Raw genomic sequence first — 25,731 nt, forward strand, 5'->3', positions numbered from 1 at the left:
TTTCATTAAAATGGTCAAGCGGAATCTTATAATTTATTGGAACATGGGAGCAAGAGAATGCTAATACTAACTCGTAGAGTAGGTGAAACCCTAATGATTGGTGACGAAGTAACTGTTACTGTATTAGGTGTTAAAGGAAATCAAGTTCGAATTGGTGTTAACGCACCTAAAGACGTTTCAGTGCATCGTGAAGAGATTTACATGCGTATACAAGCTGAAAAGTCTAACCCTAATCCGGGCAATGCTTAATCAACAGTTATACTTAGCTGAGTAATGCACTTAGCTATACCAAAAGCCACTCACTGAGTGGCTTTTTTGTTTATAAAATCGCGCATTTCATCGGTTAATACACTGCTAGAAATATATTGCATACCTTTATTATGGTGCACTAAGTAGCCGTGGTTGGTTTTAATAATATGGGTTATTTCTGCCCACTTAAATGTATGGCTTTTATAGTGGTTTTCGGTGCTAATAGCGTCATCGGTAAACGAAAGAGTAACCGTTGAACCCGAAGCACGACTAAACATTTGGCGCGTAACCCACCAAGGCCTGCGGTAATAAAAGGCAACGCATTCTAATACACCCAGCATTATTAAAAATGTACCTAGGTAATGATCGTCCATAGCGTAAATACTAATTAAACCTAAGCACACCAGTAATGCCAGCAAAAAATACTTTGGCTTGGCTGCTTTACTATAAGAGTGGGACTCGTCAAAGCATTCGTAGTAGTAGGGTTTATCGAGTGTGTAAGTGGTGGTCAGTGCCATAATTGCTAATAAGTAATAGTTTTCGCTATTTTAACAAGCTAGCGTAAAAATCACACCCGTTAATGTAGGCTATGCATTATAAGAGTTAGAAGCCCCTTTTTATTAGCGCACAAAAAAACGGCTTATTAAAAGCCGTTTTTTACGTTACCAAACAGATTAACAGTTAGTTTCTTCTGCGTTAACGCCTTCTTTTACATTTTCGCATGCATCTTCAACAGAGTTTTGCACGTCAGTTACTGCTTCATCAATACGCTCACCTGCTTCTTCTGCGTGGTTGTCTTCACAACCCATCATAAAGAAACCTGCAAATACGGCGATTAGTGCTGCTTTTAAAGTTGTTGAGTTCATAATGTAATTCCTTGTATATGTTGATTGTTTAGTGTTTTAAGTATGTTAGTAGCTACCTGGGCGATTTACCGCGCAGCGCACCTGAAACTAAAGAAATCACTAAAAGTACTAAAAAGATAAAGAATATAATTTTTGCTATACCAGCTGCGGCACCTGCGATACCACCAAAACCTAACACTGCAGCGATTAAAGCAATAACTAAAAATGTAATTGTCCAGCGTAACATTGTTTTCTCCTTGGTTATCAAATTCGTTCGAAAGTAATAATGCCAGTTGCGTGCCAGAGTTTAATTCTATTAATTTTCAATATGTTATGGTTTTTTTGGCGAAGATTATAAATTTAGGATTGGTAAGTTTTACGTTTAACGATGTAACTTATTCACACTATTGTAAAGAGAGTAAAAAAATAAATATTTTTTGTGCGCTGCTTTACTAGTCTTGGTAAGACCAATTTACATTTTAGCCCAAACTGATTTTTTACCTGCCGTTTAACTTACTATTTCTTATAGTTTTTAAGTTTTTTTGGGTTTAACCATATAACCTTTGCCTATAACGGTTATTTTTATCATCTATATCTAAGCCAATTTAACCCTGTATTAGCTATGTTAACTATTGTGGCTGTATGTTAGTTTAATTTTAATTGGTTTTACCAATTGACAGGTGGTGGACAAAGTTAAAAGTTTTGTTATCATTCGGTGAATAATTATTTAAATAAAGCGGTTTTTTATATCGCTATATAGTGCAGGGGGAGAAAAATGGATATAGGAGCTGTACTCACAACCGCAGGTAGCTTGATGCTTACGGGCATGGTGGGCGTGTTTGTATTTCTTTCAATATTGATTGGTGCTGTGTCACTCATGTCTAACTTGGTTGCTCGTTTTGACGAGGCTGAAGTTGCAATACCGGTTAAATCACCATCTTTAAAATCTCAAGGTGTGCCAAACGAGCACATCGCTGCTATTAGTGCTGCCATTGCTCAGTACAAATCAAATAATAAATAAGAGGCACACATGGCTAAATTAAAATTAACAGAACTTGTTTTACGCGATGCTCATCAGTCTTTACTTGCAACCCGTATGCGCTTAGATGACATGCTACCTATTGCTAGCAAACTTGATGATGCCGGTTTTTGGTCTATTGAGTCGTGGGGCGGCGCTACGTTTGATTCGTGTATTCGTTATTTAGGTGAAGATCCGTGGGAGCGTATTCGTGCTCTGAAAAAAGCAATGCCGAATACTAAACAGCAAATGCTATTGCGCGGGCAAAATTTATTGGGTTACCGCCACTATGCCGATGACGTGGTAGAAAAGTTTGTAGAGCGTGCCCACAAAAATGGTGTAGATGTATTTCGTATTTTTGACGCTATGAACGATGTACGTAACTTAGAAACGGCAATTAAAGCGGCTGTAAAAGTAGGAGCACACGCGCAAGGCACTATTTCTTATACTGTAAGCCCAGTGCATACCCTTGATATGTGGTTAACCCTTGCAAAACAGCTAGAGGATTTAGGTTGTCACTCTATTTGTATTAAAGATATGGCAGGCTTATTAAAACCATACGATGCAGAGCAACTTATTAAAGGGCTAAAAGAAACCGTTTCTATCCCTATTGCTATGCAGTGCCATGCAACCACAGGTTTAAGTACTGCTACATATCAAAAAGCCATTGATGCAGGCATTGATATGCTTGATACCGCTATTTCTTCAATGAGTATGACTTACGGTCATTCAGCTACAGAAACCATTGTAGCGATTGTTGAAGGAACGCCCCGCGATACCGAATTAGATTTAAACCAGCTAGAAGAAATAGCGGCTTACTTTAGAGATGTACGTAAAAAGTACGCTGCCTTTGAGGGGAGTCTTAAAGGTGTTGATGGCCGTATTTTACTCGCGCAAGTACCTGGTGGCATGTTAACCAACATGGAAAACCAACTGAAAGAGCAAGGCGCAGCAGATAAGCTAAATGAAGTATTACTTGAGATCCCACGCGTGCGTGAAGATTTAGGTTTTATTCCGCTAGTTACTCCAACATCGCAAATTGTAGGCACACAAGCAGTACTAAATGTGCTTACGGGTGAGCGTTATAAAACAATTACCAAAGAAACCGCCGGTGTTTTAAAAGGCGAGTATGGTTTAACACCTGCACCTATGAACAAAGAGCTGCAAGAGCGAGTGCTTGATGGCAGCGAGGTTATTACGTGTCGCCCTGCAGATAATATAGCCCCAGAGCTTGCATCGCTTGAAGCAGAGCTGCAAAAAGAAGCGCAAGAACAAGGTTTAACACTTGCTGATGAGCAAATAGATGATGTGCTTACCTATGCATTATTCCCACAGGTTGGCCTTAAATTTATTAAAAATCGCAACAACCCAGATGCCTTTGAAGCAGTGCCAAGTGCTGATGATGCAAACGCTAAGCCTGCAGCAAAACCTGCAAATAACAAAGGTGTTAGCGCTGAGCAATACAGCGTTAAAGTTGACGGTAAAGTTTACGATGTAGTGGTTGCGCAAGGTGGCGAGCTTAAAGAGGTAACGCTAAAAGATTCAGAGCACTTACCACAATCAGCATCGGTTGCATCAGGTGAAACACTGAATGCGCCACTGGCAGGTAATATTTTTAAAGTAAAAGTAAAAGCAGGCCAAGCCGTAAACGAAGGCGATGTGGTTGTTATTATGGAAGCGATGAAAATGGAAACCGAGGTTCGTGCAATGCACTCAGGTACTGTGGCTGAGGTCTTAGTGTCTGAAGGTGATGCTGTGACAACGGGCGATGCAATTATAGCGATGGCGTAGGAGTAGCTTTAATGGAAGGTCTTTTAAACCTTTGGCATGCTACCGGCATTGCTAACTTTACGTTTCCTGGCTTAATAATGATTGCGGTAGGGTGTTTGTTGTTGTTTTTAGCCATTGCTAAAAACTTTGAACCCCTATTACTGCTGCCGATTGGCTTTGGCGCAATACTGACTAATATTCCGGTTGCTGGGCTTTCTGACCCAGGTGGTTTGCTTTATTACGTGTACTACGTAGGTATTGATACGGGGATCTTCCCTTTATTAATTTTTATGGGAGTAGGGGCGCTAACCGATTTTAGTGCGCTTATTGCCAACCCGCGTATGTTATTACTGGGTGCAGCCGCGCAGTTTGGTATTTTTGCCACCTTGTTTGGGGCAATTTTATTAAACTATGTACCTGGCTTTGAATTTAGCTTACAAGATGCCTCAGCCATTGCCATTATTGGTGGTGCCGATGGCCCTACAGCCATATTTTTAGCATCTAAGCTTGCCCCTGATTTACTAGGTGCCATTGCGGTGGCTGCTTATTCTTACATGGCGTTAGTGCCAATTATTCAGCCGCCAATTATGCGCGCATTAACTACACATGATGAGCGTGCTATTAAAATGCCAGAGCTGCGCAAAGTATCTAAAAAAGAAAAAATAGTATTTCCTTTAATGGTACTGAGCTTAACCGCTATGTTTTTACCAGCGGCTATCCCCCTGGTAGGCATGTTCTGTTTAGGTAATTTAATGCGTGAGTCTGGTGTTGTGGATAGGCTTAGTAACAGTGCCCAAAACGAAATTATTAATATAACCACGATATTTTTAGGTTTGGCAGTGGGCTCTAAACTAGCGGCTGATCAGTTTTTAACTGTAGAAACCATTGGTATTTTGGTGCTCGGTGCGCTGGCATTTGCTATTGGTACAGCATCGGGTGTGTTTATGGCAAAAGGCCTTAACAAGCTTTCTAAAACACCTATTAACCCTTTAATTGGTGCTGCGGGTGTATCGGCAGTACCGATGGCGGCGCGTGTAGTTAATAAAGTTGGGCTTGAGAATAACCCACATAACTTTTTACTTATGCATGCTATGGGGCCAAACGTAGCTGGGGTCCTAGGAAGTGCCGTAGCCGCGGGTATATTACTGGCGCTTGTTGGCTAGTATTTAGGATTTAATCCAACCGATTAGCGCAGTTTACTGCGCTTTTTTTATGCCTATAAAACTGCACGTATTAAAGTTTGTTTGCAGACGTGTTTTTGTTTACAGTGAGAGCTATGCACACTAATAAGGATAGTCATCATGCTTCACACCCCTTTGGCAAAATATTTACCTCATGTTAGTAGACTCGTTTTTGGCTGTATGGGCCTAGGCGGCGGTTGGAATAAAGACGCCATTACTAAGGCTCACTTAAAGCAAACTCACGAGTGTATTGATGCAGCCATAGCTGGCGGCATTAACTTTTTTGATCACGCCGATATTTATACCTTTGGCAAAGCCGAGCAGGTATTTGGCCAAGCACTAGCTGAGCGACCAGAGCTGCGCGAGCACATGTATATTCAATCTAAATGCGGTATACGCTTTGAAGATGATAAAGGCCCTAAGCGTTACGACTTTTCGGCCAAGTGGATTGAAGAGTCAGTTGAAGGTTCACTTAAACGTTTAAACACCGATTATCTTGATGTGCTTATGCTTCATCGCCCTGATCCGCTAATGGAAGTAGAAGAAATTGCTCAAGTATTTAGCTGCCTTCAAGAAAGCGGCAAAGTACGTAATTTTGCCGTATCAAACATGCAGCAGCACCAAATGAACTTTTTACAACATGCCCTAGATATGCCAATTGTTGCTAACCAAATTGAAGCAAGTTTACAAAAACACCAATTTGTTGATGAAGGCGTTTATGCAGGTAATGCAGATGGAAAAGATCTTAACTTTACACCGGGCAGTGTAGAGTATTGCCGCCACTTTGATATTCAAATACAAAGCTGGGGAAGTTTATGCCAAGGGCTATACACAGGGGGCGATTTAACAAATGCATCGCAAGCCGACATAAATACCAGCATACTCGTAAATAAGCTTGCTGCACTTTACGATACAACACCTGAGGCGATTGTTTTAGCTTGGTTATTACGCCACCCTGCATTAATACAGCCAATTATTGGCACAACGAACGTTGAGCGTATTGCAGCGTCATGCGGTGCGCTAAATGTTACGTTAAGTCGCGAACATTGGTATGCATTGTATGTAAGCGCCAAAGGCCATGAATTACCATAATTAAGGTTTAGGAATGAATATATTTGTTATTTTAATTTGCTTGTTTGTCGCCTTAGCGGTGCTGATACCTTTGCTTGAAAAGTACCAAGGTAAAATGGGGTTGGATGGCGCAACTAAATACAGCAAATATATTTGGCCGCTGGTTATGGTTTCTTTAGTCGTACAGCTAATTTATGTATTAATGAACTAATAAACTAATAAATTAATAAAAAACACAAAAAAGCCTTTGCAGGTTAACCCTGCAAAGGCTTTTTTAGTATCTATAACTTATACGTTACTTAAGTGCTAGCTGTAGTTCGCGATTGCGTTCAAGCTGTGCAATAAAGTTTTCGGCAATAGGTTTAAACTTAGCAAGTTCAGAGCGTGGTAATGGCTCAGACTTAGGTAACTTAACGGTTTTAGGATTACGGTGAACACCATTTACTAAAAATTCGTAGTGTAGGTGCGCGCCTGTTACACGGCCGGTAGAACCCACTGTACCAATTTTGTCACCTTGTTTAACCTTTTGGCCTGTTTTAACAAGCTTTTTGTTAAGGTGTAAGTACTTAGTTACGTACTGTGTACCATGGCTTATAAATACGTAGTTACCATTATACTTACTGTAACCTGCTTTAATTACTTTACCGTTACCCGAGGCTACAACCGGTGTGCCTGTACGTGCTGCGTAATCAATACCACGGTGCGCTCTTACTTGCCCTGTTACTGGGTGTAAGCGGCGTGGGTTAAAGCTCGAGCTAATATACTTAAAGTTTACCGGCGCACGTAAAAATGCTTTTTTCATGCTTCGCCCTTCAGGCGTATAAAAGCTGCCGTCGGTATGGCGAATAGCCGCATAACGCTGGCCTTGGTTTATAAATTCTGCCGCAATAATTTTACCAGTGCCAATAAACTCGCCATCAACATAATGCGACTCGTAAATTAGCCCAAACTGATCGCCCTTACGAATATCGTTGGCAAAATCCACATCCCAACCAAATATATCAGCAAAGTTCATTATTTGGCGCTCGCTTAAGCCTGCAGCAATTGCTGAGGTCCAAAAGCTGCTAGAAATTTCGCCACCGGCTGTTTTGCTCAGTGTTTCTATTTCTTTGCTATCTATTGATGTGTCGTAATTACCTTCGTCATTTAAGGTAACAAACAAAGTATCTGTTTTTGAAATAACATAACGAAGCTGAGCTAAATCACCGTTTTCTGCTGTTGCAAAACTAAGTATTTCACCTGGGTGAATTTTAGTTAGTTTGCGTGTTTCAGCATTGGTGTTAATTAGCTTGTGAAGCGTTTGCGCTGAAAAGCCAGCACGCTTGAAGATAATTGCTAAATTATCGCCGTTTTTAACTTGATGATCGACTAAGTCGTATTCTGGCAGCTTTTCTGCTGCTTCTGGCGAATTTAATTCAGTTAATTTTTCGTTGTCTTCAACTTTAACTTGTAACTCGTAACGCTTACCAATTTCTAGTGCATTTGCACTATTGTCTTTGGATGCAGTCGCTTTTTCTGAAGGAAGAAAGGCTAAGCCAACAATAGCAGAAACCAAACCTAGAATAAGCAATTTGTGTTTTTTGGGAAGCGTGTTAACCACGTGAACCATAACGTGCCTTTTCTGCTGTCGTGAAAATAAAATATATATTAATGCAGGATATACGTAATAAAGTACGAATACTAGTAAATAAAGCTAAAAGCCCCGCAAATGTTAGTAAAATGACAATTTATAGTTGTTTAAGTTTATCGATTTAAACTGATTCTAAAGTGCGCTAAAATCGGCGTTTAAACACCATTTCTAATTGCCTAACACAGTGAGACTAAGCTTATTGAGTTTAGTTGCATTATTCGCATAAAAAATTGTTTTAATTAGGTAGAAATTTGTTATGTTAGCAACATAAGTGCTTTTGGTTTAAATCTGTTTTAAACCCTTATGTAGCAAGTCATCTAGTTGCCCCTTCGTTGGCAGAATTTTGGAGTAATACACAGTGGATTTACAAACCGCTCTAGCAGAGATAAAACGCGGTGCAGAAGAGATATTAATTGAAGACGAATTAGTTGAAAAACTAAAGTCGGGCAAAAAGTTAAAAATTAAAGCCGGTTTCGATCCTACCGCGCCAGACTTACATTTAGGTCACACTGTACTAATTAATAAAATGAAAACCTTTCAAGATTTAGGTCATGAGGTTATTTTCTTAATTGGTGACTTTACCGGCATGATTGGCGATCCAACAGGCAAAAATGTAACACGTAAACCACTGACCCGTGAAGATGTACTTGCCAATGCTGAGACTTATAAAGAGCAAGTTTTTAAGATTTTAGACCCAGCTAAAACCACCGTTGCGTTTAATTCTTCGTGGATGGAAAACCTGGGCGCAGCAGGTATGATCAAACTTGCAGCTAATCAAACTGTAGCGCGTATGCTAGAGCGTGACGACTTTAAAAAGCGTTACGGCAACGGACAACCCATTGCAATTCACGAATTTTTATACCCACTCGTACAAGGCTGGGATTCGGTTGCACTTGAGTCAGACGTAGAGCTTGGTGGTACTGATCAGCGCTTTAACCTTTTAATGGGCCGCGAGCTTCAAAAAGTAGAAGGCCAAAAGCCTCAAACAGTATTAATGATGCCATTACTTGAAGGTACTGACGGCGTTCAAAAAATGTCTAAGTCGCTTGGTAATTACATTGGTATTACTGATGCGCCAAACGATATGTTTGGTAAAGTAATGTCGATTAGCGACGTACTTATGTGGCGCTACTACGACTTACTAAGTAGCTTATCAATCGAAGAAATTGCAGCGCAAAAACAACGCGTAGAGCAGGGCACTAACCCGCGTGATATTAAGATTGAGCTGGCGAAAGAGTTAATTGCACGTTTTCACAGTGAAGAAGCTGCGCAAGCCGCACACGATGATTTTATCAAACGTTTTCAGAAAAAAGCGCTACCTGATGAAATCCCTGAGCTTACAATTACGATTGCAGAAGAAGCTATTTTAATTGCTAACTTACTTAAAGAAGCTAATTTAGTAGCCAGTACTTCTGAAGCAATGCGCATGATTAAGCAAGGTGCAGTAAAACTTAACGGTGAAGATAAAATCACTGATACAAAACTTGAAGTAGCAAAAGGCACGACCGCTATTTACCAAGTAGGTAAACGTAAGTTTGCCAACATTACTGTTGCGTAAGCGCAGTTAAAACTAAAAAACCAGCTTAGGCTGGTTTTTTTGTGCGCGTATTTTGGCTGCTAAAAAAACACTAAATCAGCTTTAATATCTCAATACTGATAATAACTAACAGCCAAAAGGCATGCGCTTGATTTAATCTATTTATGAGCACAGGGACGTCTTCGGGTTTTGGGAGTCGCTCGGTCCCAATTCGCATTTTATTAAAACGCTTACCAAAATAAACCGCAGGGCCGCCTAGCTGTACGCCAATAGAGGCGGAGCACACACTTAAAATCCACCCTGTATTTGTTTGATAAAAGTGTCTGCCATAGTGCTTTATGTAATGCATACTTTGTTTACTGGCTTTGCTTGCGGCAATGGTTAATGCAAGTAAGCGTACGGGGATAAATTCGATTATAAACAAAAGGATTTTAAGCGGTTTTAAAAAGTGGCTATTAGGTGAAATATCGGTGCGCCAAGCATGCTGCATTAAAGTCAGTAGCCGATACGCTAAAGCGGCAATTGGCCCAAGTAATAAAAATATAAATATAACGGTAAAGTAATTACGGGCAGTTCGTAAAATTAAGCTTTCAATTAAGGCTTTAATAATACCTGGCGCTGAGAGCTTATTGACCTCTCGGGCAAGCAGTGGCTTTACGAGTTCACGCGCGGTAGATTTTTGGTTTTGTTTTACTAACTTTGCAACACGCAGGGCTTTTTTTTCAATCGCTTTGCTTTCTAGGCACAAATATAAAATGAGGCCCGCTAGCAGCTCAGGATAAAAGGCAAATTCAAGCAGTAACACAATAATAATAAGAATAACGCTTAAAACTAGCGCACAGGCAAGAGTGGAGGCTAAATAAAGGTAACTTTTAGGCTCACTTGGTTTATAAACCCGTTTTCCTATAGCACTAAATATAGCGGTTAATACTGTATTGGGGTGATACCAGCTTTTTAACGGGAAAAAGCGCTCAGCAATGAGCGCCACAAAAAAGGCAATAAAGTCCAAATGGTTTTGAACAATATTGCTTAGCATTTACAGCGTAACTTTTGTTAGTTTTTCCAATAGTGCAACAACCATTTTTGATGAGTTGATTGATGCAGTCTCTAAGTATTCTTCAAACGATTGCGGCGACTCTTTACCGGCAATGTCAGACATAGAGCGAATAACCACAAATGGCGTATTAAGCGCAAAACACGTTTGTGCAATAGATGCGCCTTCCATTTCTACTGCAAGCATTGTAGGAAAGTCGCTGCGTGCTTTATCAATTCGCACTGGGTCACACATAAATGAATCACCCGTACAAATTAAGCCTACTAAGGTTTTTACTTCGCTAATTTGCGCAATGGTTTGCTCGGCAGCTTCAACTAGTTTTGGGTGTGCGGCAAAGCCTGCTGGCATTTGTGGAACTTGGCCAATTTCGTAGCCAAAAGCGGTTACATCTACATCGTGATGGCGTACTTCTGAAGAGATAACAACATCGCCAACACTTAAAGAGGGATCAAAGCCACCGGCAGAACCTGTGTTAATAACACAATCAGGATTAAAGTTATCAATTAATAACGTGGTTGCAATCGTTGATGCCACTTTACCAATACCCGATTGCACAAGTGTTACTGTATTACCTGCTAATTCGCCTGTGTAAAAGGTAAACCCTGCTTTTGTTAGCACTTGTGGGTTTTGCATTGCTTCACGTAAAATTTTAACTTCTGGCTCCATTGCGCCAATAATACCAACATTCATAGTGTTTGATTCCTGAGTTTGAATACGTAGATTATACGTGAAGTTAGCAATAAAAAACAAAAAAGCGAGCTGTTTTACGGCTCGCTTTAAATACTTTTAGGAGAGTATTTAATTCTATTTTAAATTTCGGCTAACGCAGTGGTTTGCGCTTTAGCCTGAGAAGGTGACAATACCGCAGGTTTACTTACACGATTACGTGTTGGACGAGCCGATTGCACCGCTGCAGGTTTGCCTAATTTAAACATAATTGCATCGCGCACCTCAGAAGGGCGGTAGCCTGATTTTACTTTCATACGAATATGTGGAATGCCAGCAGATTCTAAAGCGCCGTTTACAAACCAGTCACGCTGCGCTTTGTGGCCATCTTTATTGGCGTTGTTAACTAAATCGACCGCAGCCACTATCGTCATTTTTTCTTTATCTACCAGCACAAAATCGAGTTGCTTATTTTTAGCTTTAGCTAAAGCTGCACGTTTTGATTTAGCAGAAAGGCCTTGCTTGCAGTCGATTACATCGATGAGTTTGACGCGGCTCACAATTTTGTATTGATCACCTACCGCACGCTCTAAAAGATTTAAAAATGCACCCTCAACCTGTGTAAACACGGTTTGTTTGCGGGTAAAAGGATAGGGATTGCCGCCATCATCACTAAATTTTGACGCAACCACAGAGGCCCCAACCACTAATACTAAAATTGATAATAAAGCGAATTCCATACGGTAACTCCATAACAACAAATTGACACTGCTCAAGTAAAGCAATTTACGTGCCTAAAATTGGTTGTTATGGCTAATTACCGTATGTATTTATTATTAATGCAGCAGGGCTGTTAGGCTTTGTAACCGCCCTCAATTCCTTTAACGGCAATAGCGACTGCATCATGCGCATGGAGTGATTCGTAATGATTAATTTGCAGCCAGTAATCACTAAAGTTATCGTTTTCAAGAACCGCTTTAATTTTACGTGCAGCGTCTTCACAAAACATTAAATTCTGACCGTTAAGGCGGGCAAATTCTTGCTCATCTTCACGTTTTACTGCCGCTTGTACGGGGGTTTTTAGCTCAGCTTCTAATGTATCAATTAAATTTACAACGTCAAATTCACTAATTGTGTTGTCTAGCTTTACTTTAACGTTTGCAATTGAACGCTGTGAGTGAGGCGTTGCCACAATACCCTGCGTTGTACCTAGCCATGCTAAAACGTCTTTTTGATTAAGTGTTTCTTGGTTAAACTTTTCGCTAAAAGCATTTTGAATAAGTTGGCGAGCAAGTGCTGCAGAGCATGGACAGGTTGATGAATAAGTAACATCAACGCTTAGCTCGTAGCTAATTACGCTATTTTCAATAGTGCTGGTTAGGGTAATTGGGTAGCTTTTCCAACCTGCTTTACCGCTTAATAACGATTTACGACGCAGCGGTAATTCAAATTTAAACTCTATTTGGGCTTTGTCACTTAATCCTTCGTGGCTGGTGATGAAGGTATCGAGTGCTTGAGCTAAAGTTTGTGGGTTAACTTGTTGCTCTGTTGAGAGTAAATCAAGCGCTAAAAATAAACGCGACATATGAATGCCTTTAGCGTCTTCTTTATGCAAATTAACATAGGCACGCGCTTTTGCGTTAACGGTAACGGGTGCTAAATCTTTCGATTCAAAAATAAATGGCAGTTCTATTTCGCCCATACCAACCCAGTCTAACTTACCTGTTTGTAAGGCGGGAGCCGTATCAGCTATATCGGGCATGTTGGTTTGCATGTGCGCTACTCGTTATTGGTCATAATAAAGCGCAGCATTTTACACTAAATAATTTATTGCTGAAATGATGAGTTTAACAAGTAGGCAAAAGTAAACATGAAAATTTTCTGTTTTTGTCGCACAACATGAATATAGCTAATAGAAAAATGCTAAAATCTGCTGCAAAATGCGTTTGACTATTAATAGGCACTTTTTATTTATGCCTAGTAACGAGATACACTGACCTATGACCGATTCTTCTTTGAGCCCTTGGGCTCGAGTACTTTCTAGTTTAATAACTCGCTTTGGCGAGTTAAAAACCGCGGCAATGTGCTACGCGCTTTTATTAGGCGTGTCGCTTATATTGTCGAGTATGTTTTATTATGTGGCACTGGGAGAGGTTAATTTAGTTGATATTTTAGCAGTGGTATTTTTTACCGCGGTTGTATCTCCTTTTATGATCAGTATTTTACTCAACTCGATTAGACAATTAGATGCCTCATACGCTTATTTAGACAGCGCCACAAAACAAGAAAAGCTGTTAAACCAAACATTAAAAGATAATATCAACCGCCTCAACATTGAAATAGATGAGCGAAAAATGGCTTTTCATGCCAAGCATCGCGCCATTGAAGAGCTTCGCCGCGAAATAGCAGAGCGTAAAAAAACACAACAAGAACTTGCTCAGCAAGGCATGCTCCTTCGCTCTATTGTCGACTCTTCCCCCGATTTATTTTATTACCGAGATAACAACGGCGTGTTTGCCGGCTGTAATAAGATGTTTGAAGAGGTTATGGGCAAAACCAGTGCTGAACTAATTGGTAAAACAGTGGAGCAGATTTTCCCAAGCTACTTTTTAGCAGAAGTACTCAGAACCGATAAACAAGTAGAGCAAACGCATCAAGCGCTGACAATCGATGTTGAATATATGGTTAATGGCGAAAACCGTTGGTTTGAGCTGCGTAAATTACCGTTTATAAATGATCAAGGTGACTACATAGGTTTGCTTGCATTTGGCCGTGATATAACCAGCCGTAAAGAAGCAGCACAAGCGCTTGAAACAGCCTATAAGGATAAAGGTAAGTTTATAGCAACGCTTAGCCATGAACTGCGCACGCCATTAAATGGCATTGTAGGTTTAACCCGAATGCTACTTGATACAGAGCTTAATAAGCAGCAACGCAGTTGGTGTAATACGGTGTTTTCGAGCGCTGAAACCTTAGGTAATATTTTTAACGATATTATAGATTTAGATAAAATAGACCGAGAGCAGTTAGATATAGCAACCGACTCTATTAACGTTTCAGACTTTATTAACGATGTAGTGAACTTTGCCGGTTTAATTGCTGAACAAAAAGAGCTTGAATTTTCAATTGAGCGAAATGGCACATTAGATGTTTATGCACTCCTAGACCCAACGCGTTTACGCCAAGTGGTATGGAACTTAATTAATAATGCCGTTAAGTTTACCCAGCATGGCGAGGTAAAACTCACATGTAGCCGAGAAGAGCGTAACGATGGACCGTGGCTTGAACTTAAAATATCAGACACAGGGCAGGGGATCCCAGAGGATCAACTCTCGCGCATATTTGATATGTACTACAAAGCCCCAGATTTAAGCGGTAAAAACGCGATTGGCTCAGGCATTGGTTTAGCCGTAACCAAAGCGTTGGTCAGTGCAATGAAAGGCACTATTTCGGTAACCAGTGCAGAAGGTGAAGGCAGCTGCTTTACAGTACACATACCGCTTAGCTTATGTGTAGCGCCTACCGAACAAAGCTATGCCGGTAGAGGTTTATATATTTTACTTGTAGAGGATGTGCCATTAAATGCTGAAATTGCGACAAACCTGTTAGAGCAGCGCGGCCATGAAGTAATTTGGGCCGAAACAGGTGAAGATGCACTCTCGTTTGTAGAAACCGAAGACGAGCTAGATTTAGTACTACTTGATATGCAACTGCCCGATATAAATGGTGATGAGGTGGCAAGACAAATACGTGCCGATAGCCATTTTGATAAATTACCTATCGTTGCGCTTACAGCGAATGTACGTAGCGCCGAAGAAGACTTAGAAGGTATTTCGGTGCAAGGGGCGCTTGCTAAACCGATTAATACAATAAAGCTTGATAAAATGCTGGCTGATTTGTTTGATATTCAACAAAGTGAATCAGACAAACCACTGCTAACGGTAAGTAAAGAAGCGCTTGAGGGCATTAATGCAGGTGTGCTTGATGTTGAAACCATTGAAGACTTTGTAAACTCTATGGGGCTTGAAGTATTTAAGCGCAGCAGTGGTTTGTTTGAAAAACTAAACCCGCAATATCAGCAAGAGCTGCAAAGCGCGTTAAATGAAAACGACAGGGAAGAGTACAAATCGGTGGCGCATAAGCTTAAAGGTGCTGCGGGCTCTGTAGGATTAAACGACGTACAGTTACATGCTAAAAAGATGGAACACGGTGCGCTTGATGAATCAGATGAAGTACTAAAAGAATGGTTAGATATATTGGCAGATAAAATAAATGAAGGACAAATTGCCCTTCATTCGTTTTTACAATTATTAGAGTAAGCGGTTTACTCTAATTAAGCGTCGATTTTACCAATAAAGCGGTAACCTTCACCATGGATGGTGCTGATTAGCTCAGAAGTAGAATTATCACTTTCGAAGTGCTTACGAATACGACGAATAGTTACATCTACTGTACGGTCATTAGCGCGAAGTTCACGGCCAGTCATATGCTTAATAAGTTGCTCACGGCTAAAAATACGCCCTGGAGAATCAAGCATTAAACGCAGCGCTCTGTATTCACCTTTAGGTAAACGCTTAGCATCACCATTTGGTGACGTTAAACAACGGCTGTTTTCGTCAAGTTCCCAACCATTAAATGTAATTACACCGTTGGTTTCTAGCACTGACTCTTCGCCGCCTAGCGCTGTACGGGTAATTAAGTTGCGAGCGCGTATAGTCAATTCACGAGGGTTAAAAGGTTTAGTGATGTAATCATCAGCACCAATTTCTAAACCTAAAATACGGTCTACATCGTTATCACGGCCGGTTAAAAAGATTAAACCGACTTTACGTTTTTGGCGTAATTCACGTGCTAATATTAGCCCGTTTTTACCCGGTAGGTTGATGTCCATAACTACAAGATTGACGTCATCATTATTTGTAAGCTTGTCATGCATATCATCGCCATCAATGGCTTCAATAACTTTGTAACCTTCAGCTTCAAATAAACTCACGAGGTTTAGTCGAGTTACGTCTTCATCCTCTACGATTAGAATGACTGGCGTTTGCATTATTAATTAACCTTTTTGGAATATTTTATTTACAAAAAATCGAATCTTAACTAAATAATTCGATTACTAGAGATTATAGGATTATACCCAAATGTTAACAAGAAAAAACAAGTTGGATAAAAATAAAACAGTAGGGGTGTTCCAAACTAACCAAAAGGCATTGTGCAAAAACTACTGTTTAATGATATATAACGGATGCAGCTTTTTGAATTATGAAAACGAAGCCATTTCCTTTAATAATTGATACATCCACCAATCGCTTAAAGGTACTAAAAATAATCGCGCAAATTCAAAACGGAATTATATCATTTTATAACCTTTCATCAATGTATGTGATACTGCAAAAGCAATAAAGTTCAGAAATTGTATCGCTTAATTATTAGATCAAGTTAAATAATTAAACATGAAATATCACATGCTCTCTCTATAAGGTCATTAAATGGTAATTCAAGTAAAAAGCGTAAATAAATACTCTTTTTTTAAACACTTTTTATGGAATTGTAATAACAAAGCGTACGCCGGGTTTTGCATCTAGGTCATACAGTATATGCCCACCTAGTGCTTGGGTTACTAAGTTGTACACTAAGTGCATGCCTAAACCACTTGCCCCTTGGCCCCGCTTAGAGGTTACAAATGGGTCAAATATCCTGTTTTTGACATTTTTATCAACGCCTTGGCCGTTATCTGTGTAGGTTATTTTTATTTGTGGGCCTGTTATTTCTATATCAAACTTAATTTCGTTATTTTCGCTATTGCTAAAACCATGAATGGCAGAGTTTAAAATAAGCTGTTGGAATATTTGTTGTAATGGCTCAGATTTACTCTCAATGGTTAAATCACTCGGACAATTAATCACTACGTTAGGCTTTGACTTTATTAACTCTGATTGAATCGACATTAACACATCAGATATTAACCTATGGATGTTTACATGGGTTTTAATCCCGTCATCTTGAATTACAGCTACCTTTTTAAAGTTAGAGATAAGGTCGGCCGCACGATTTAGGTTTCTATAAATTAAGTCAAGGTTTTCGATACCTTCGTCAATAAAGCGTTTTAATTGGTTAGAAGTAAGAGACTTATTATCAAAACTAAGCTGAATATCGGCAAGTTTATCGCGCAGCAAGGTTGAGCCAGTAATACCTAGGCCAATTGGGGTGTTAACCTCATGGGCTACGCCGGCTACCATTTGCCCTAAAGATGCCATTTTTTCGTTTTCTACTATTTGTTCTTGGTATTGATGCATTCGCTCAAGGGTAGAAAGCAGCTCTTGGTTTGCTTCACGCAGGGCTATTGTTCTTTGGCTTACCTTTTCTTCTAAGCTTTGGTTGAGTTGTTTGATCTCTAGTTTGTCTTTTTCATGACGTTCTATTTGCTTACGGGTGCGAGTAAGCATGATATTTAAGCTGTTTGATAGGGCTGTAACCTCTTTTACGCTGGTGCTTGGTGCGCGTACGTCATAATTATGATTTTTTGATACGTCTTGTAGCAATACACTTAAGTGTTCAATAGGGTTAGCGATACTTTTTTGTGTTTTTATTGCTATAAAGTACACAAAAAACAAAATAAACAGGGTAAGGAAAATATCTATAATAATTTTTTGTTTTATAAATTCATCTAGGCTTTCTAAACTACCACGCATGTAAACGTAACCCACCACCTGCTCGTTATTGAGCACAGGTGTTATTAGCTCAATGTAATTGTTGGTCACTCTTGGCTCGTTAAGCTCTTTAATGCTGTCAACGCGCAGCGGAACAGGTGGGGTTTTTTTAGCATTAAAGCTAATAAAAAATACAGGTTTACTCGATGTTTTCTCTATTGCGTAAATATGAATGTTTTTAACAAGGGGGATTTTATCAAACGACTTTAGGCGTTTTTCTTCTGTTTTTCTGTCGTCTTTTACCAATGAATCTGCGGCATCAAAAGCAACAATATCGGAAAGGATCACGAGCTTGTTTATGATCAGTTCCTTTTGTTCTTTTACACTCATATAAGTGGAAATTGAAACCGATAAAGTTAAACAAATAGCAGTGATAAGCATGATGGTGTTGATCAGCGCTTTTCGAATACTTTTTTGATGTACTTTTTTTGGCATTATTGCTGCATCGCCTAAGCATGAATATTTATATTTAGAACTTTAGTTTAGCAAAAACCATAGAAAGTGAAGGGAAATAGTGAAATTAATTCTGATATTTATTCGAAAGTTAGGCTAAGTATTAATTACACTTAGCCTAATTAAGTATAATTAGTTAGCTACTGTAAACGGCAAATTTGTTATTTTTGTACACAGTGTGGAAGCTACCAAACTGCGCCTCTAAAATTGGCGGGTATTTTAAAAAGCTATTAGCCACTATGCTTAGCTTTCCTACCTTGGTTAAGTGCTGCTTAGCATTTGATAAAAATGCTTCTGCAATTGCGTAGTCGGTCGCTATGCCAGTATGAAAAGGCGGGTTACTAACTATTAAATCAAACTTGCCGCTAATACTTTTTAAGCCATCACTTAAAATAGTGCCGCCTTTAATATTATTAAGCTTTAATGTTTGCTCAGTAGCATAAGTTGCAAGTGCGCTCACATCGCTGCAAGTAAAAGTCAGTGCTGGGTTTTTAATACCTAAAAAAGTGGCTATTAAGCCCGCGCCACAGCCAAAATCCAGTACATTACCTTGTTTAGTGGTAGGGGCATTTTCTAGCAACATTTTTGTGCCAGCGTCTAAAGCGCCGTGGTTAAATACACCCGGAACACTGATAGCATCAAACTCTACTCCTGCTACATTTACTCTAAACGTTTTATGGTAGCGGCTAATCTCAAAGGTTGGATTGTTCTCTAGTTGCTCAAATGAAAACAAAATACAATGTTTAGCAGAGTCAATTTTATTACTGTACTGCGCTTTGCCCGCGAGCTGTTTTTCTATCGATTTAACGCCACTTTTATTTTCGCCTACCACAAGTAGCTGTGCTTTTTCGTTAATAACGGCGCGAATATTATCAAGTGCCATTAATACTTCAGGCTTTGATTTTGGGTAGTAAAGAATGACTAAATCATAATCGTTGGCGGCCATTTCATGGTTAACACACACGTTTATGCCATTTATTTTTTTAGCAAATTCCCCATTAGCATGGTTATAACTAAATGCGGTGATGGCACTTTGAGGATTTAGCTGCTTTAGCTCTGCTAAAAAGCCATCTTGAACAAAGTTGACCACCAAGATAGATTTTCCCACTAGTTCTTCGCTATTACGAAGTAACAGTAAACTTGGGTTGGTTAATACGCTCATAAATGGCTTTGCCTTACAAATTATTGATTAGTAAATTAGTGTAATTATTTTGTGCGCTCAAACATCAAGTCCCATACGCCGTGACCTAAACGGTGGCCGCGCTGTTCAAACTTAGTTAGTGGGCGCGAATCAGGGCGAGGTACGTAGTCGTTGGTAGATGACTGATTTTTATAGCCAGGCGCTGCTTGCATAACTTCTAGCATGTGCTCGGCGTAGTTTTCCCAGTCAGTAGCCATATGAAAAACACCGCCAATTTTTAATTTTGTACGCAGTTTTTCAGCAAATTCTGTTTGCACTATACGGCGTTTATGATGACGCTTTTTATGCCATGGATCAGGGAAGAATAACTGCAGCGTTGTTAAGCTTTCATCTGCAAGGCAGTCAGCGAGTACTTCTACCGCATCGTGTTCAAATACACGTAAATTAGTAACACCGGCTTCATCTGCATCCATTAAACATGCGCCAACGCCTGGGCGATGTACTTCAATACCAATAAAGTTTAGGTGCGGTGCATTTTTTGCCATTTCAACTAATGACTTGCCCATACCAAAACCAATTTCTAATACTACATCATTGTTATTGCCAAATACTTGAGCTAAGTCGAGTAGGCCGTTTTTATGCTCAAGACCCATAGTTGGCCAGCATTTTTCAATTGCGGCAGCTTGGCCTTTAGTTAAGCGGCCTTCGCGTTTTACAAAACTGCGAATTGTGCGGATATACTTACCTTCTTGCTTAGCTTGCTCAAGGTTGTTGTTACTTGATTCACTCATATTATTGGCCTGACAAAAACAATGTGTTTAAAAATGGTTGCGTATTATCCCTGACCACGCAGCTAATCACAAGTATTAGCGTGTTATAGCGCCTTCATAGCTTGATCTTTTTATTAACTGCAATAGACTGAGCCGCTATTGAGCATGAGTAAAAGTAGTATATGTTGGATTTAAATAAACAGCAGTCAGACAAATTTGCTAACCAAGTGGTTCAGTGGTATCACCTTCATGGGCGTAAAACATTGCCTTGGCAACTAGGTAAAACACCGTATAAAGTGTGGGTGTCAGAAGTAATGTTACAGCAAACGCAAGTTGTTACGGTTATTCCATACTTTGAAAAGTTTATGGCAAGCTTCCCAGATATCATTGCTTTAGCAAATGCAGATGAAGATTTAGTGCTGCATCATTGGACTGGCTTAGGTTACTACGCACGGGCACGTAACTTACATAAAACGGCCAAAATAGTGCGAGATAAATACCAAGGTAAATTTCCTACTACACTTGAAGAGGTCATGGATTTACCCGGAATAGGGCGCTCTACCGCAGGTGCGGTATTATCGCTGTCGCTTGGCCAGCACCACCCTATTTTAGATGGTAATGTTAAGCGAGTGCTTGCCCGTTATTTTATGGTTGAAGGGTGGTATGGGGTAAAAAAAGTAGAAAACCAACTTTGGCACTTGTCTTCCCAGTTAACCCCTAAAAACAATGTGACTGAGTTTAACCAAGCCATGATGGACTTGGGCGCCAGCCTTTGCTCTCGCAGTCGCTTTGACTGCCAAGCGTGCCCACTTAATAGCGATTGCGGTGCGTTTAATGCCGGTAAAGTAAAAGAGTTTCCTCATTCTAAACCTAAAAAAGCGGTTCCTAAAAAGAGTTGTCATCAATTAATTATTCAGCATGACGAGAAAGTTTTAATGGAAAAGCGCCCAAGTAGCGGTATTTGGGGCGGTCTGTTTGGCTTTTTTGAGTTTAACGAATACAGCGAAATGGTGTTATTTTTAAATCAGCAAGGCTTAAAAACCGAGCTGGAAGAGTTAACACCTTTTACTCATGTGTTTTCGCATTTTGAGCTGACGATAAATCCACATGTGCTTAATATTAATAACGTACCGGATGTAGTAAACGATAAACAACTTGTGTGGTACCCACTCGATCAATCTATAGAGGTGGGTTTAGCTGCACCGACTAAAAAGTTGGTTAAACAAATGAGCCCAATAGGTTAAACTATTAGCATTTAGCGCTTAAGAGAGTCAATTATGGCACGTACAGTATTTTGTCAAAAGTTACAAAAAGAAGCCGAAGGGCTTGGATTTCAGTTATACCCCGGTGAACTAGGCGAGAAAATTTTTAATAATATTTCTAAAGAAGCGTGGGGCCAGTGGCAGCATAAGCAAACTATGCTAATTAACGAAAAGCATTTAAATATGATGGACCCAGAGCACCGTACGTTTTTAGAAGAGCAAATGGTTGGCTTTTTGTTTGAAGACAAAGACGTAGAAATTGAAGGTTATCGACCTCCTGAAAAGTAATTTTTAGGCATAAAAAAAAGGGCTATATAGCCCTTTTTTTTATAGCTATATTTTATAGCGTTTCTTCATCAGTATTCGCTGAGCGCACTTGCTCTTTTAAAAACTGCGCAGCTTTAGAGTATTCAATTTCAAGGGTATCTCTTTGCGCTATTAGCTCATCAGTATCAAGCTCTGCATTTCGACACTTCTCTTCAAACTCTTCTGCACATTGTGCAACGGCCTCAGCACCAATAGTTTTAGAGATAGCCTTGAGCTGATGACAAGCACTGCTTATCTCGTCTCTGTCATTAACCATAACGCCGGAATTAATGCTTTTAATTAGGCTTTGGCTTTGCTCTAAAAACATTTTGAAAAAGCGTAATTGTTTGGCTTCGTCGCCGTTTACATAAGTCGATACCGCGTCCATATTAATAGGCATGGCAGGCTTTTGATGAATAACAACAGTTTGGTCTTTATTATGCTTATCATACCAACGCTTTAAGGTATCTTCTAAGGCATTAAGCTCTATAGGCTTAGTAATAAAGTCATTAATACCTACCGCCAGGCAACGCTCTTTTTCACCTTTGAGCGCATTGGCAGTAACCGCAATAATATAAGGCTGAGCGTCTATAGAATCTAACAACTCGGCTTCATCACGAATTTTTTCAACCATATCGTAACCTGACATTTTTGGCATATGTAAGTCGGTTAATATGAGCGAGTAATTGTTTTGACGCCACATATCTAAACCTTCTTCACCGTTATTTGCTACTTCAACGCCATAGCCTAGTATATGCAGTTGGTCGGTTAAAACTTGCTGGTTTAGTAGGTTATCTTCTACTAATAAAATGAGTTTATTGGCATCGCGTGCTTGTTCAACATTTAAATAATTGTTGAGTGTTTTTGTTTTTTTAATTTGTTTAGGTTGATGCAAGCCTGCTGCTACCAATATCGACATCATAAAGTTAGATTTACACAGCGGTGAGGCATTAATATAAAATACATTTTTATGGTTTATAGCGGCTTCATCAAGCTTACTTAATACCACTACTTGTTGATTATTATCTTCAAGTGAGTAAATAAGACGACGCAGTAAAGAGTTAACTTTTTCCATATCATCTATGCCATCGACAACCCATATAATGTCGTGCTGCTCTTGTTGAGCTTCTATTTCTTGCTGGTTGTGCACGTAGGTAATTTTAGCGCCCATAAACGATAAATAGCGGTACATTGCTTTTTCGCGCTCTAAATGATTGCTCACTACCACTACATGTTTGCCATTGAGCGCATTTTTATGTGCGTACTTAATTTTTCCTGAGGTACCAAATGGAAGCTCAACGGTAAATTCGCTACCAATGCCTGCATGGCTAGTTACATTAATAGTACCGAGCATAAGCTCGGTTAAACTTTTACAAATAGAAAGCCCTAAACCAGTGCCGCCGTATTCACGGGTAATTGAGTTTTCGGCTTGCACAAACGGGTTAAATATTTCTCGCAGTTGCGCTTGGGTCATGCCCTTGCCGTTATCGGTTACGCAAAAACGCAGCGTAAAATGATCTGCCGTATTATGGGCCACTTCTACCGATATTTTTACGTGCCCTTGGCGTTTGTCATCAGTGCTGGTGAACTTAATTGCATTACTACAAAGGTTATACAGTACTTGGCGAACCCGTATTGTATCGCCAGTTAAATTAGTTGGAATATCTGGCGCAATAGAAAGCTCTAAATCTAATTTGCGCTTTTTAGCAACAGATGAAAGCACGCGAGCCACTTCTTCAATCGTATCAGTAACTGAAAAAGGCGTAGGGTCAATATTTAGCTTACCCGCTTCAATTTTAGAGAAGTCTAAAATATCATCCAAAATACTTAATAGTGAAAACGCTGACTCACGGATAATAGTACTTAAACGATGCTGCGCGCCATCAAGCTCTGTTTGTCTTAATAAATCTATAGTGCCAATAACGCCGTTCATAGGCGTGCGAATTTCATGGCTCATAGTGGCTAAAAAGGTCGTTTTAGTTTCGCTAGCGCGTTGTGCTTTTAATGTCGCTTGCTCTAATGCAATTGTTCTTTGTTGTACTTCGCTCTCAAGGCCAGTTTGTAATTTTTGAAGCTCTTTTTGCGCAGCCTCTTTTTCAGACATTACTGAGTTAACTTTATCTAGCAGCAAGTTTATGTTTTTAGCCACGCCAGATAAGCCTAAGTCTAGTTTTTCACTTACTTTACTGTCGTAATTGCCATTTTCGGTAATCGCTTGAAGTTCTTCATTTAACAAATGACTACTTTTACGTAAGCGAGTATTTATATAGGTATTAAATAGTAGGGCTAATGCAAATAAGGCGAACACGCTTACAATTGCAATAATATAGGCTATTACTTGCGAGTCTTGCTGCGTTAAAGGCGGTGCTGGTAACTGTTGTTTTATTATTAGCTCACCAATAGGCTGGTCGTTCAAAAGCAATATATGGTGCAATATACCTTGCTCAGTTAAATGCTCATCTACTTTTTTAGATTCGATAGCGGGTTTAGTGCTGCTATATACAAGTTGGGTTTCTGAGGTGGCATTAAAGCGATAGAGCGTATATTCAAACTCATCATCTAATACTGAAGTAAGCTCAAGTAGCTGGCGAACCTTGCCTTGCCCATACATAGTAAGTGCATCTACCATTGGTAAATCAAGTTGTTGTGCTAGCTGCGTAATACTTACTTTTTGTTTGGCTGCTGGTGCAGGTTGTGTGTTTTGCGAATAAAACGCAAAGGCAACAATAGCAAGCGCTGTTACTGCAATATTAATTATTAAAAAAAGCGGCAGTAAGCCTTTCACCGGCGAAGAGAATTTACTCTGCATTGATTGTTCCCATTGGTATTTGTTTGTACGATAAGCCCTTATCGTATTTTCACAGTAATCGTATCATTTACGTAAAATAATTCACTACGTTTTTAGTCTGGTTTAATTGATTAAATTAAGGTTTTTTGTGAGTTTTTGTTGGATAAATAAACATTAGTCTATAAAAATAAGCTTTGTTGTGTGAAAACCGTTCAAACAGTTATAAAGAGTAAAAAAAAAGTTGACTTGTAAGGGCAAAACTCGTTTAATACGCCGCACGCCCAGATGGCTCAGTCGATAGCGCTGAGTGGGAATTGCATTAAAAATCATTTATGATTTTTAATTAGCACTGTTAAAGTGCCTCGATAGCTCAGTTGGTAGAGCAGAGGATTGAAAATCCTCGTGTCCCTGGTTCGATTCCGGGTCGAGGCACCATTTATTAAAGTAGTGGTGTTTAATCAATAGTTTAAACGTTATTACGCGTGCCTTAGCACACAGTTTAGTGTGCCGACTTAGCTCAGCTGGTAGAGCAACTGACTTGTAATCAGTAGGTCAACCGTTCGACTCGGTTAGTCGGCACCATTTATTCAAATTAAATGTTTAAATATTTAATTGCACAGTTTTTGTGCCTCGATAGCTCAGTTGGTAGAGCAGAGGATTGAAAATCCTCGTGTCCCTGGTTCGATTCCGGGTCGAGGCACCATTTATTTTAAGTTCTCAATCTTTAAAATTGAACGTGCCTTAGCACACAGTTTAGTGTGCCGACTTAGCTCAGCTGGTAGAGCAACTGACTTGTAATCAGTAGGTCAACCGTTCGACTCGGTTAGTCGGCACCATTTATTTAAATTAAATGTTTAAACATTTAATTGCACTGTTTAAGTGCCTCGATAGCTCAGTTGGTAGAGCAGAGGATTGAAAATCCTCGTGTCCCTGGTTCGATTCCGGGTCGAGGCACCATTTATATTAAAGCCCTGCATACACATGCAGGGCTTTTTTTTGTTTAAAATTTATTATGGACAAAACAGTCCATATTAATTGGGTATATCCTCTCTTTTTCTCCCTTGTTTGCATGCGCATAATTACCTCATCAAAAGGTTAGGTGCTGTTATTACTCACTCCATTTACTCACTCAAAATGATTGATTTAAGTAATAAACCTGAGCTGCGCATAAGAAATGGAACTAAATGCCCTTGCGGTGATCAGATCTTTCGACCAAGAAACATAAGATTACCAAGGCAAGGGCATGAATAACTTAGATGCAATTTACGTAGATGTCGATG

General features: G+C 39.6%; 23 protein-coding genes and 5 tRNA genes. 15 read left to right on the forward strand and 13 right to left on the reverse strand.

Features of this window, described 5'->3' with window-relative positions; translation table 11 throughout:
- Positions 1 to 57: 57 nt before the first annotated feature.
- A complete protein-coding gene (gene csrA, locus PSH41_RS19090) occupies positions 58 to 249 on the forward strand; it encodes a carbon storage regulator CsrA (protein ID WP_004587515.1) in 192 nt (63 codons plus the stop codon).
- Between the two features lie 50 nt (positions 250 to 299).
- On the opposite strand, the gene PSH41_RS19095 is transcribed toward csrA, so the two are convergent.
- From PSH41_RS19095 to PSH41_RS19105, 3 genes are all read right to left on the reverse strand, one after another.
- On the reverse strand, positions 300 to 767 hold the full coding sequence (locus PSH41_RS19095) for a YcxB family protein (RefSeq protein WP_004587516.1): 468 nt from the start codon (positions 765 to 767) through the stop codon (positions 300 to 302).
- Positions 768 to 923: 156 nt separating this feature from the next.
- Positions 924 to 1,115 carry a hypothetical protein gene (locus tag PSH41_RS19100; RefSeq protein ID WP_004587517.1) on the reverse strand — a complete coding sequence of 64 codons (192 nt, stop codon included), beginning with the start codon at positions 1,113 to 1,115 and terminating at the stop codon, positions 924 to 926.
- 52 nt (positions 1,116 to 1,167) lie between these two features.
- A complete protein-coding gene (locus tag PSH41_RS19105; protein ID WP_002961939.1) occupies positions 1,168 to 1,341 on the reverse strand; it encodes a DUF1328 domain-containing protein in 174 nt (57 codons plus the stop codon).
- A 528-nt stretch (positions 1,342 to 1,869) separates the two neighbouring features.
- Here PSH41_RS19105 and PSH41_RS19110 point away from each other — a divergent pair.
- From PSH41_RS19110 to PSH41_RS19130, 5 genes are all read left to right on the forward strand, one after another.
- Positions 1,870 to 2,115: an OadG family protein gene (locus PSH41_RS19110; protein ID WP_024031602.1), complete on the forward strand. Its 246-nt coding sequence runs from the start codon at positions 1,870 to 1,872 to the stop codon at positions 2,113 to 2,115.
- Positions 2,116 to 2,124: 9 nt separating this feature from the next.
- Entirely contained in the window at positions 2,125 to 3,903 is a 1,779-nt protein-coding gene (oadA, locus tag PSH41_RS19115; RefSeq protein ID WP_273589977.1) for a sodium-extruding oxaloacetate decarboxylase subunit alpha, read from the forward strand.
- Between the two features lie 11 nt (positions 3,904 to 3,914).
- Positions 3,915 to 5,045 carry a sodium ion-translocating decarboxylase subunit beta gene (locus PSH41_RS19120; protein WP_273589978.1) on the forward strand — a complete coding sequence of 377 codons (1,131 nt, stop codon included), beginning with the start codon at positions 3,915 to 3,917 and terminating at the stop codon, positions 5,043 to 5,045.
- A gap of 138 nt (positions 5,046 to 5,183) precedes the next feature.
- Entirely contained in the window at positions 5,184 to 6,155 is a 972-nt protein-coding gene (locus tag PSH41_RS19125) for an aldo/keto reductase (RefSeq protein WP_004587521.1), read from the forward strand.
- A gap of 13 nt (positions 6,156 to 6,168) precedes the next feature.
- A complete protein-coding gene (locus PSH41_RS19130) occupies positions 6,169 to 6,345 on the forward strand; it encodes a hypothetical protein (protein WP_004587522.1) in 177 nt (58 codons plus the stop codon).
- Positions 6,346 to 6,429: 84 nt separating this feature from the next.
- Here PSH41_RS19130 and PSH41_RS19135 read toward each other — a convergent pair whose 3' ends face one another.
- A complete protein-coding gene (locus PSH41_RS19135) occupies positions 6,430 to 7,743 on the reverse strand; it encodes a peptidoglycan DD-metalloendopeptidase family protein (protein WP_004587523.1) in 1,314 nt (437 codons plus the stop codon).
- A 379-nt stretch (positions 7,744 to 8,122) separates the two neighbouring features.
- Between PSH41_RS19135 and tyrS the strand changes: the two genes are divergently transcribed.
- A complete protein-coding gene (gene tyrS, locus PSH41_RS19140) occupies positions 8,123 to 9,322 on the forward strand; it encodes a tyrosine--tRNA ligase (protein WP_029772449.1) in 1,200 nt (399 codons plus the stop codon).
- A 70-nt stretch (positions 9,323 to 9,392) separates the two neighbouring features.
- Here tyrS and PSH41_RS19145 read toward each other — a convergent pair whose 3' ends face one another.
- The 4 genes from PSH41_RS19145 to folE2 all read right to left on the reverse strand — a co-directional run bounded on the left by PSH41_RS19145 (position 9,393) and on the right by folE2 (position 12,795).
- Positions 9,393 to 10,337 (reverse strand): cobalamin biosynthesis protein CobD/CbiB, encoded by a 945-nt coding sequence (locus PSH41_RS19145; protein WP_273589979.1) that lies wholly within the window; start codon positions 10,335 to 10,337, stop codon positions 9,393 to 9,395.
- Entirely contained in the window at positions 10,338 to 11,045 is a 708-nt protein-coding gene (gene mtnN / locus PSH41_RS19150; protein ID WP_004587526.1) for a 5'-methylthioadenosine/S-adenosylhomocysteine nucleosidase, read from the reverse strand. It abuts the gene before it with no gap.
- A 119-nt stretch (positions 11,046 to 11,164) separates the two neighbouring features.
- Positions 11,165 to 11,761, reverse strand: a complete 597-nt coding sequence (locus PSH41_RS19155) for a DUF2726 domain-containing protein (RefSeq protein WP_024031608.1) — start codon at positions 11,759 to 11,761, stop codon at positions 11,165 to 11,167.
- A gap of 113 nt (positions 11,762 to 11,874) precedes the next feature.
- Positions 11,875 to 12,795, reverse strand: a complete 921-nt coding sequence (folE2, locus tag PSH41_RS19160; RefSeq protein WP_273589980.1) for a GTP cyclohydrolase FolE2 — start codon at positions 12,793 to 12,795, stop codon at positions 11,875 to 11,877.
- A gap of 226 nt (positions 12,796 to 13,021) precedes the next feature.
- Here folE2 and arcB point away from each other — a divergent pair, with 226 nt between their 5' ends.
- Entirely contained in the window at positions 13,022 to 15,340 is a 2,319-nt protein-coding gene (gene arcB / locus PSH41_RS19165; protein ID WP_273589981.1) for an aerobic respiration two-component sensor histidine kinase ArcB, read from the forward strand.
- Positions 15,341 to 15,354: 14 nt separating this feature from the next.
- Here arcB and arcA read toward each other — a convergent pair whose 3' ends face one another.
- The 4 genes from arcA to trmB all read right to left on the reverse strand — a co-directional run bounded on the left by arcA (position 15,355) and on the right by trmB (position 20,116).
- Positions 15,355 to 16,071 carry a two-component system response regulator ArcA gene (gene arcA / locus PSH41_RS19170; protein WP_004587530.1) on the reverse strand — a complete coding sequence of 239 codons (717 nt, stop codon included), beginning with the start codon at positions 16,069 to 16,071 and terminating at the stop codon, positions 15,355 to 15,357.
- Between the two features lie 490 nt (positions 16,072 to 16,561).
- Positions 16,562 to 18,166, reverse strand: a complete 1,605-nt coding sequence (locus PSH41_RS19175) for a HAMP domain-containing sensor histidine kinase (protein WP_273589982.1) — start codon at positions 18,164 to 18,166, stop codon at positions 16,562 to 16,564.
- Positions 18,167 to 18,320: 154 nt separating this feature from the next.
- Positions 18,321 to 19,346, reverse strand: a complete 1,026-nt coding sequence (locus PSH41_RS19180; RefSeq protein ID WP_273589983.1) for a methyltransferase — start codon at positions 19,344 to 19,346, stop codon at positions 18,321 to 18,323.
- 44 nt (positions 19,347 to 19,390) lie between these two features.
- The gene (gene trmB, locus PSH41_RS19185) at positions 19,391 to 20,116 is read right to left on the reverse strand and encodes a tRNA (guanosine(46)-N7)-methyltransferase TrmB (RefSeq protein ID WP_024031613.1); all 726 of its coding nucleotides are present in this window, start codon (positions 20,114 to 20,116) and stop codon (positions 19,391 to 19,393) included.
- Positions 20,117 to 20,277: 161 nt separating this feature from the next.
- Between trmB and mutY the strand changes: the two genes are divergently transcribed.
- The gene (mutY, locus tag PSH41_RS19190; protein ID WP_273589984.1) at positions 20,278 to 21,339 is read left to right on the forward strand and encodes an A/G-specific adenine glycosylase; all 1,062 of its coding nucleotides are present in this window, start codon (positions 20,278 to 20,280) and stop codon (positions 21,337 to 21,339) included.
- Between the two features lie 33 nt (positions 21,340 to 21,372).
- Positions 21,373 to 21,645, forward strand: a complete 273-nt coding sequence (locus PSH41_RS19195; RefSeq protein ID WP_004587535.1) for an oxidative damage protection protein — start codon at positions 21,373 to 21,375, stop codon at positions 21,643 to 21,645.
- A 52-nt stretch (positions 21,646 to 21,697) separates the two neighbouring features.
- On the opposite strand, the gene PSH41_RS19200 is transcribed toward PSH41_RS19195, so the two are convergent.
- Entirely contained in the window at positions 21,698 to 24,472 is a 2,775-nt protein-coding gene (locus PSH41_RS19200) for a hybrid sensor histidine kinase/response regulator (protein WP_121637023.1), read from the reverse strand.
- A 338-nt stretch (positions 24,473 to 24,810) separates the two neighbouring features.
- On the opposite strand from PSH41_RS19200, the gene PSH41_RS19205 reads away from it, so the two are divergent.
- The 5 genes from PSH41_RS19205 (at position 24,811) to PSH41_RS19225 (ending at position 25,408) form a co-directional block, all read left to right on the forward strand.
- Positions 24,811 to 24,886 (forward strand) — tRNA-Phe (locus tag PSH41_RS19205).
- A gap of 71 nt (positions 24,887 to 24,957) precedes the next feature.
- Positions 24,958 to 25,033, forward strand: a tRNA-Thr gene (locus PSH41_RS19210).
- Between the two features lie 45 nt (positions 25,034 to 25,078).
- A tRNA-Phe gene (locus PSH41_RS19215) sits at positions 25,079 to 25,154 on the forward strand.
- Positions 25,155 to 25,211: 57 nt separating this feature from the next.
- A tRNA-Thr gene (locus PSH41_RS19220) sits at positions 25,212 to 25,287 on the forward strand.
- A gap of 45 nt (positions 25,288 to 25,332) precedes the next feature.
- A tRNA-Phe gene (locus PSH41_RS19225) sits at positions 25,333 to 25,408 on the forward strand.
- Positions 25,409 to 25,731 lie beyond the last annotated feature (323 nt).

The organism is Pseudoalteromonas sp. CST2 (assembly GCF_028599385.1).
Lineage (GTDB): Bacteria > Pseudomonadota > Gammaproteobacteria > Enterobacterales > Alteromonadaceae > Pseudoalteromonas > Pseudoalteromonas atlantica.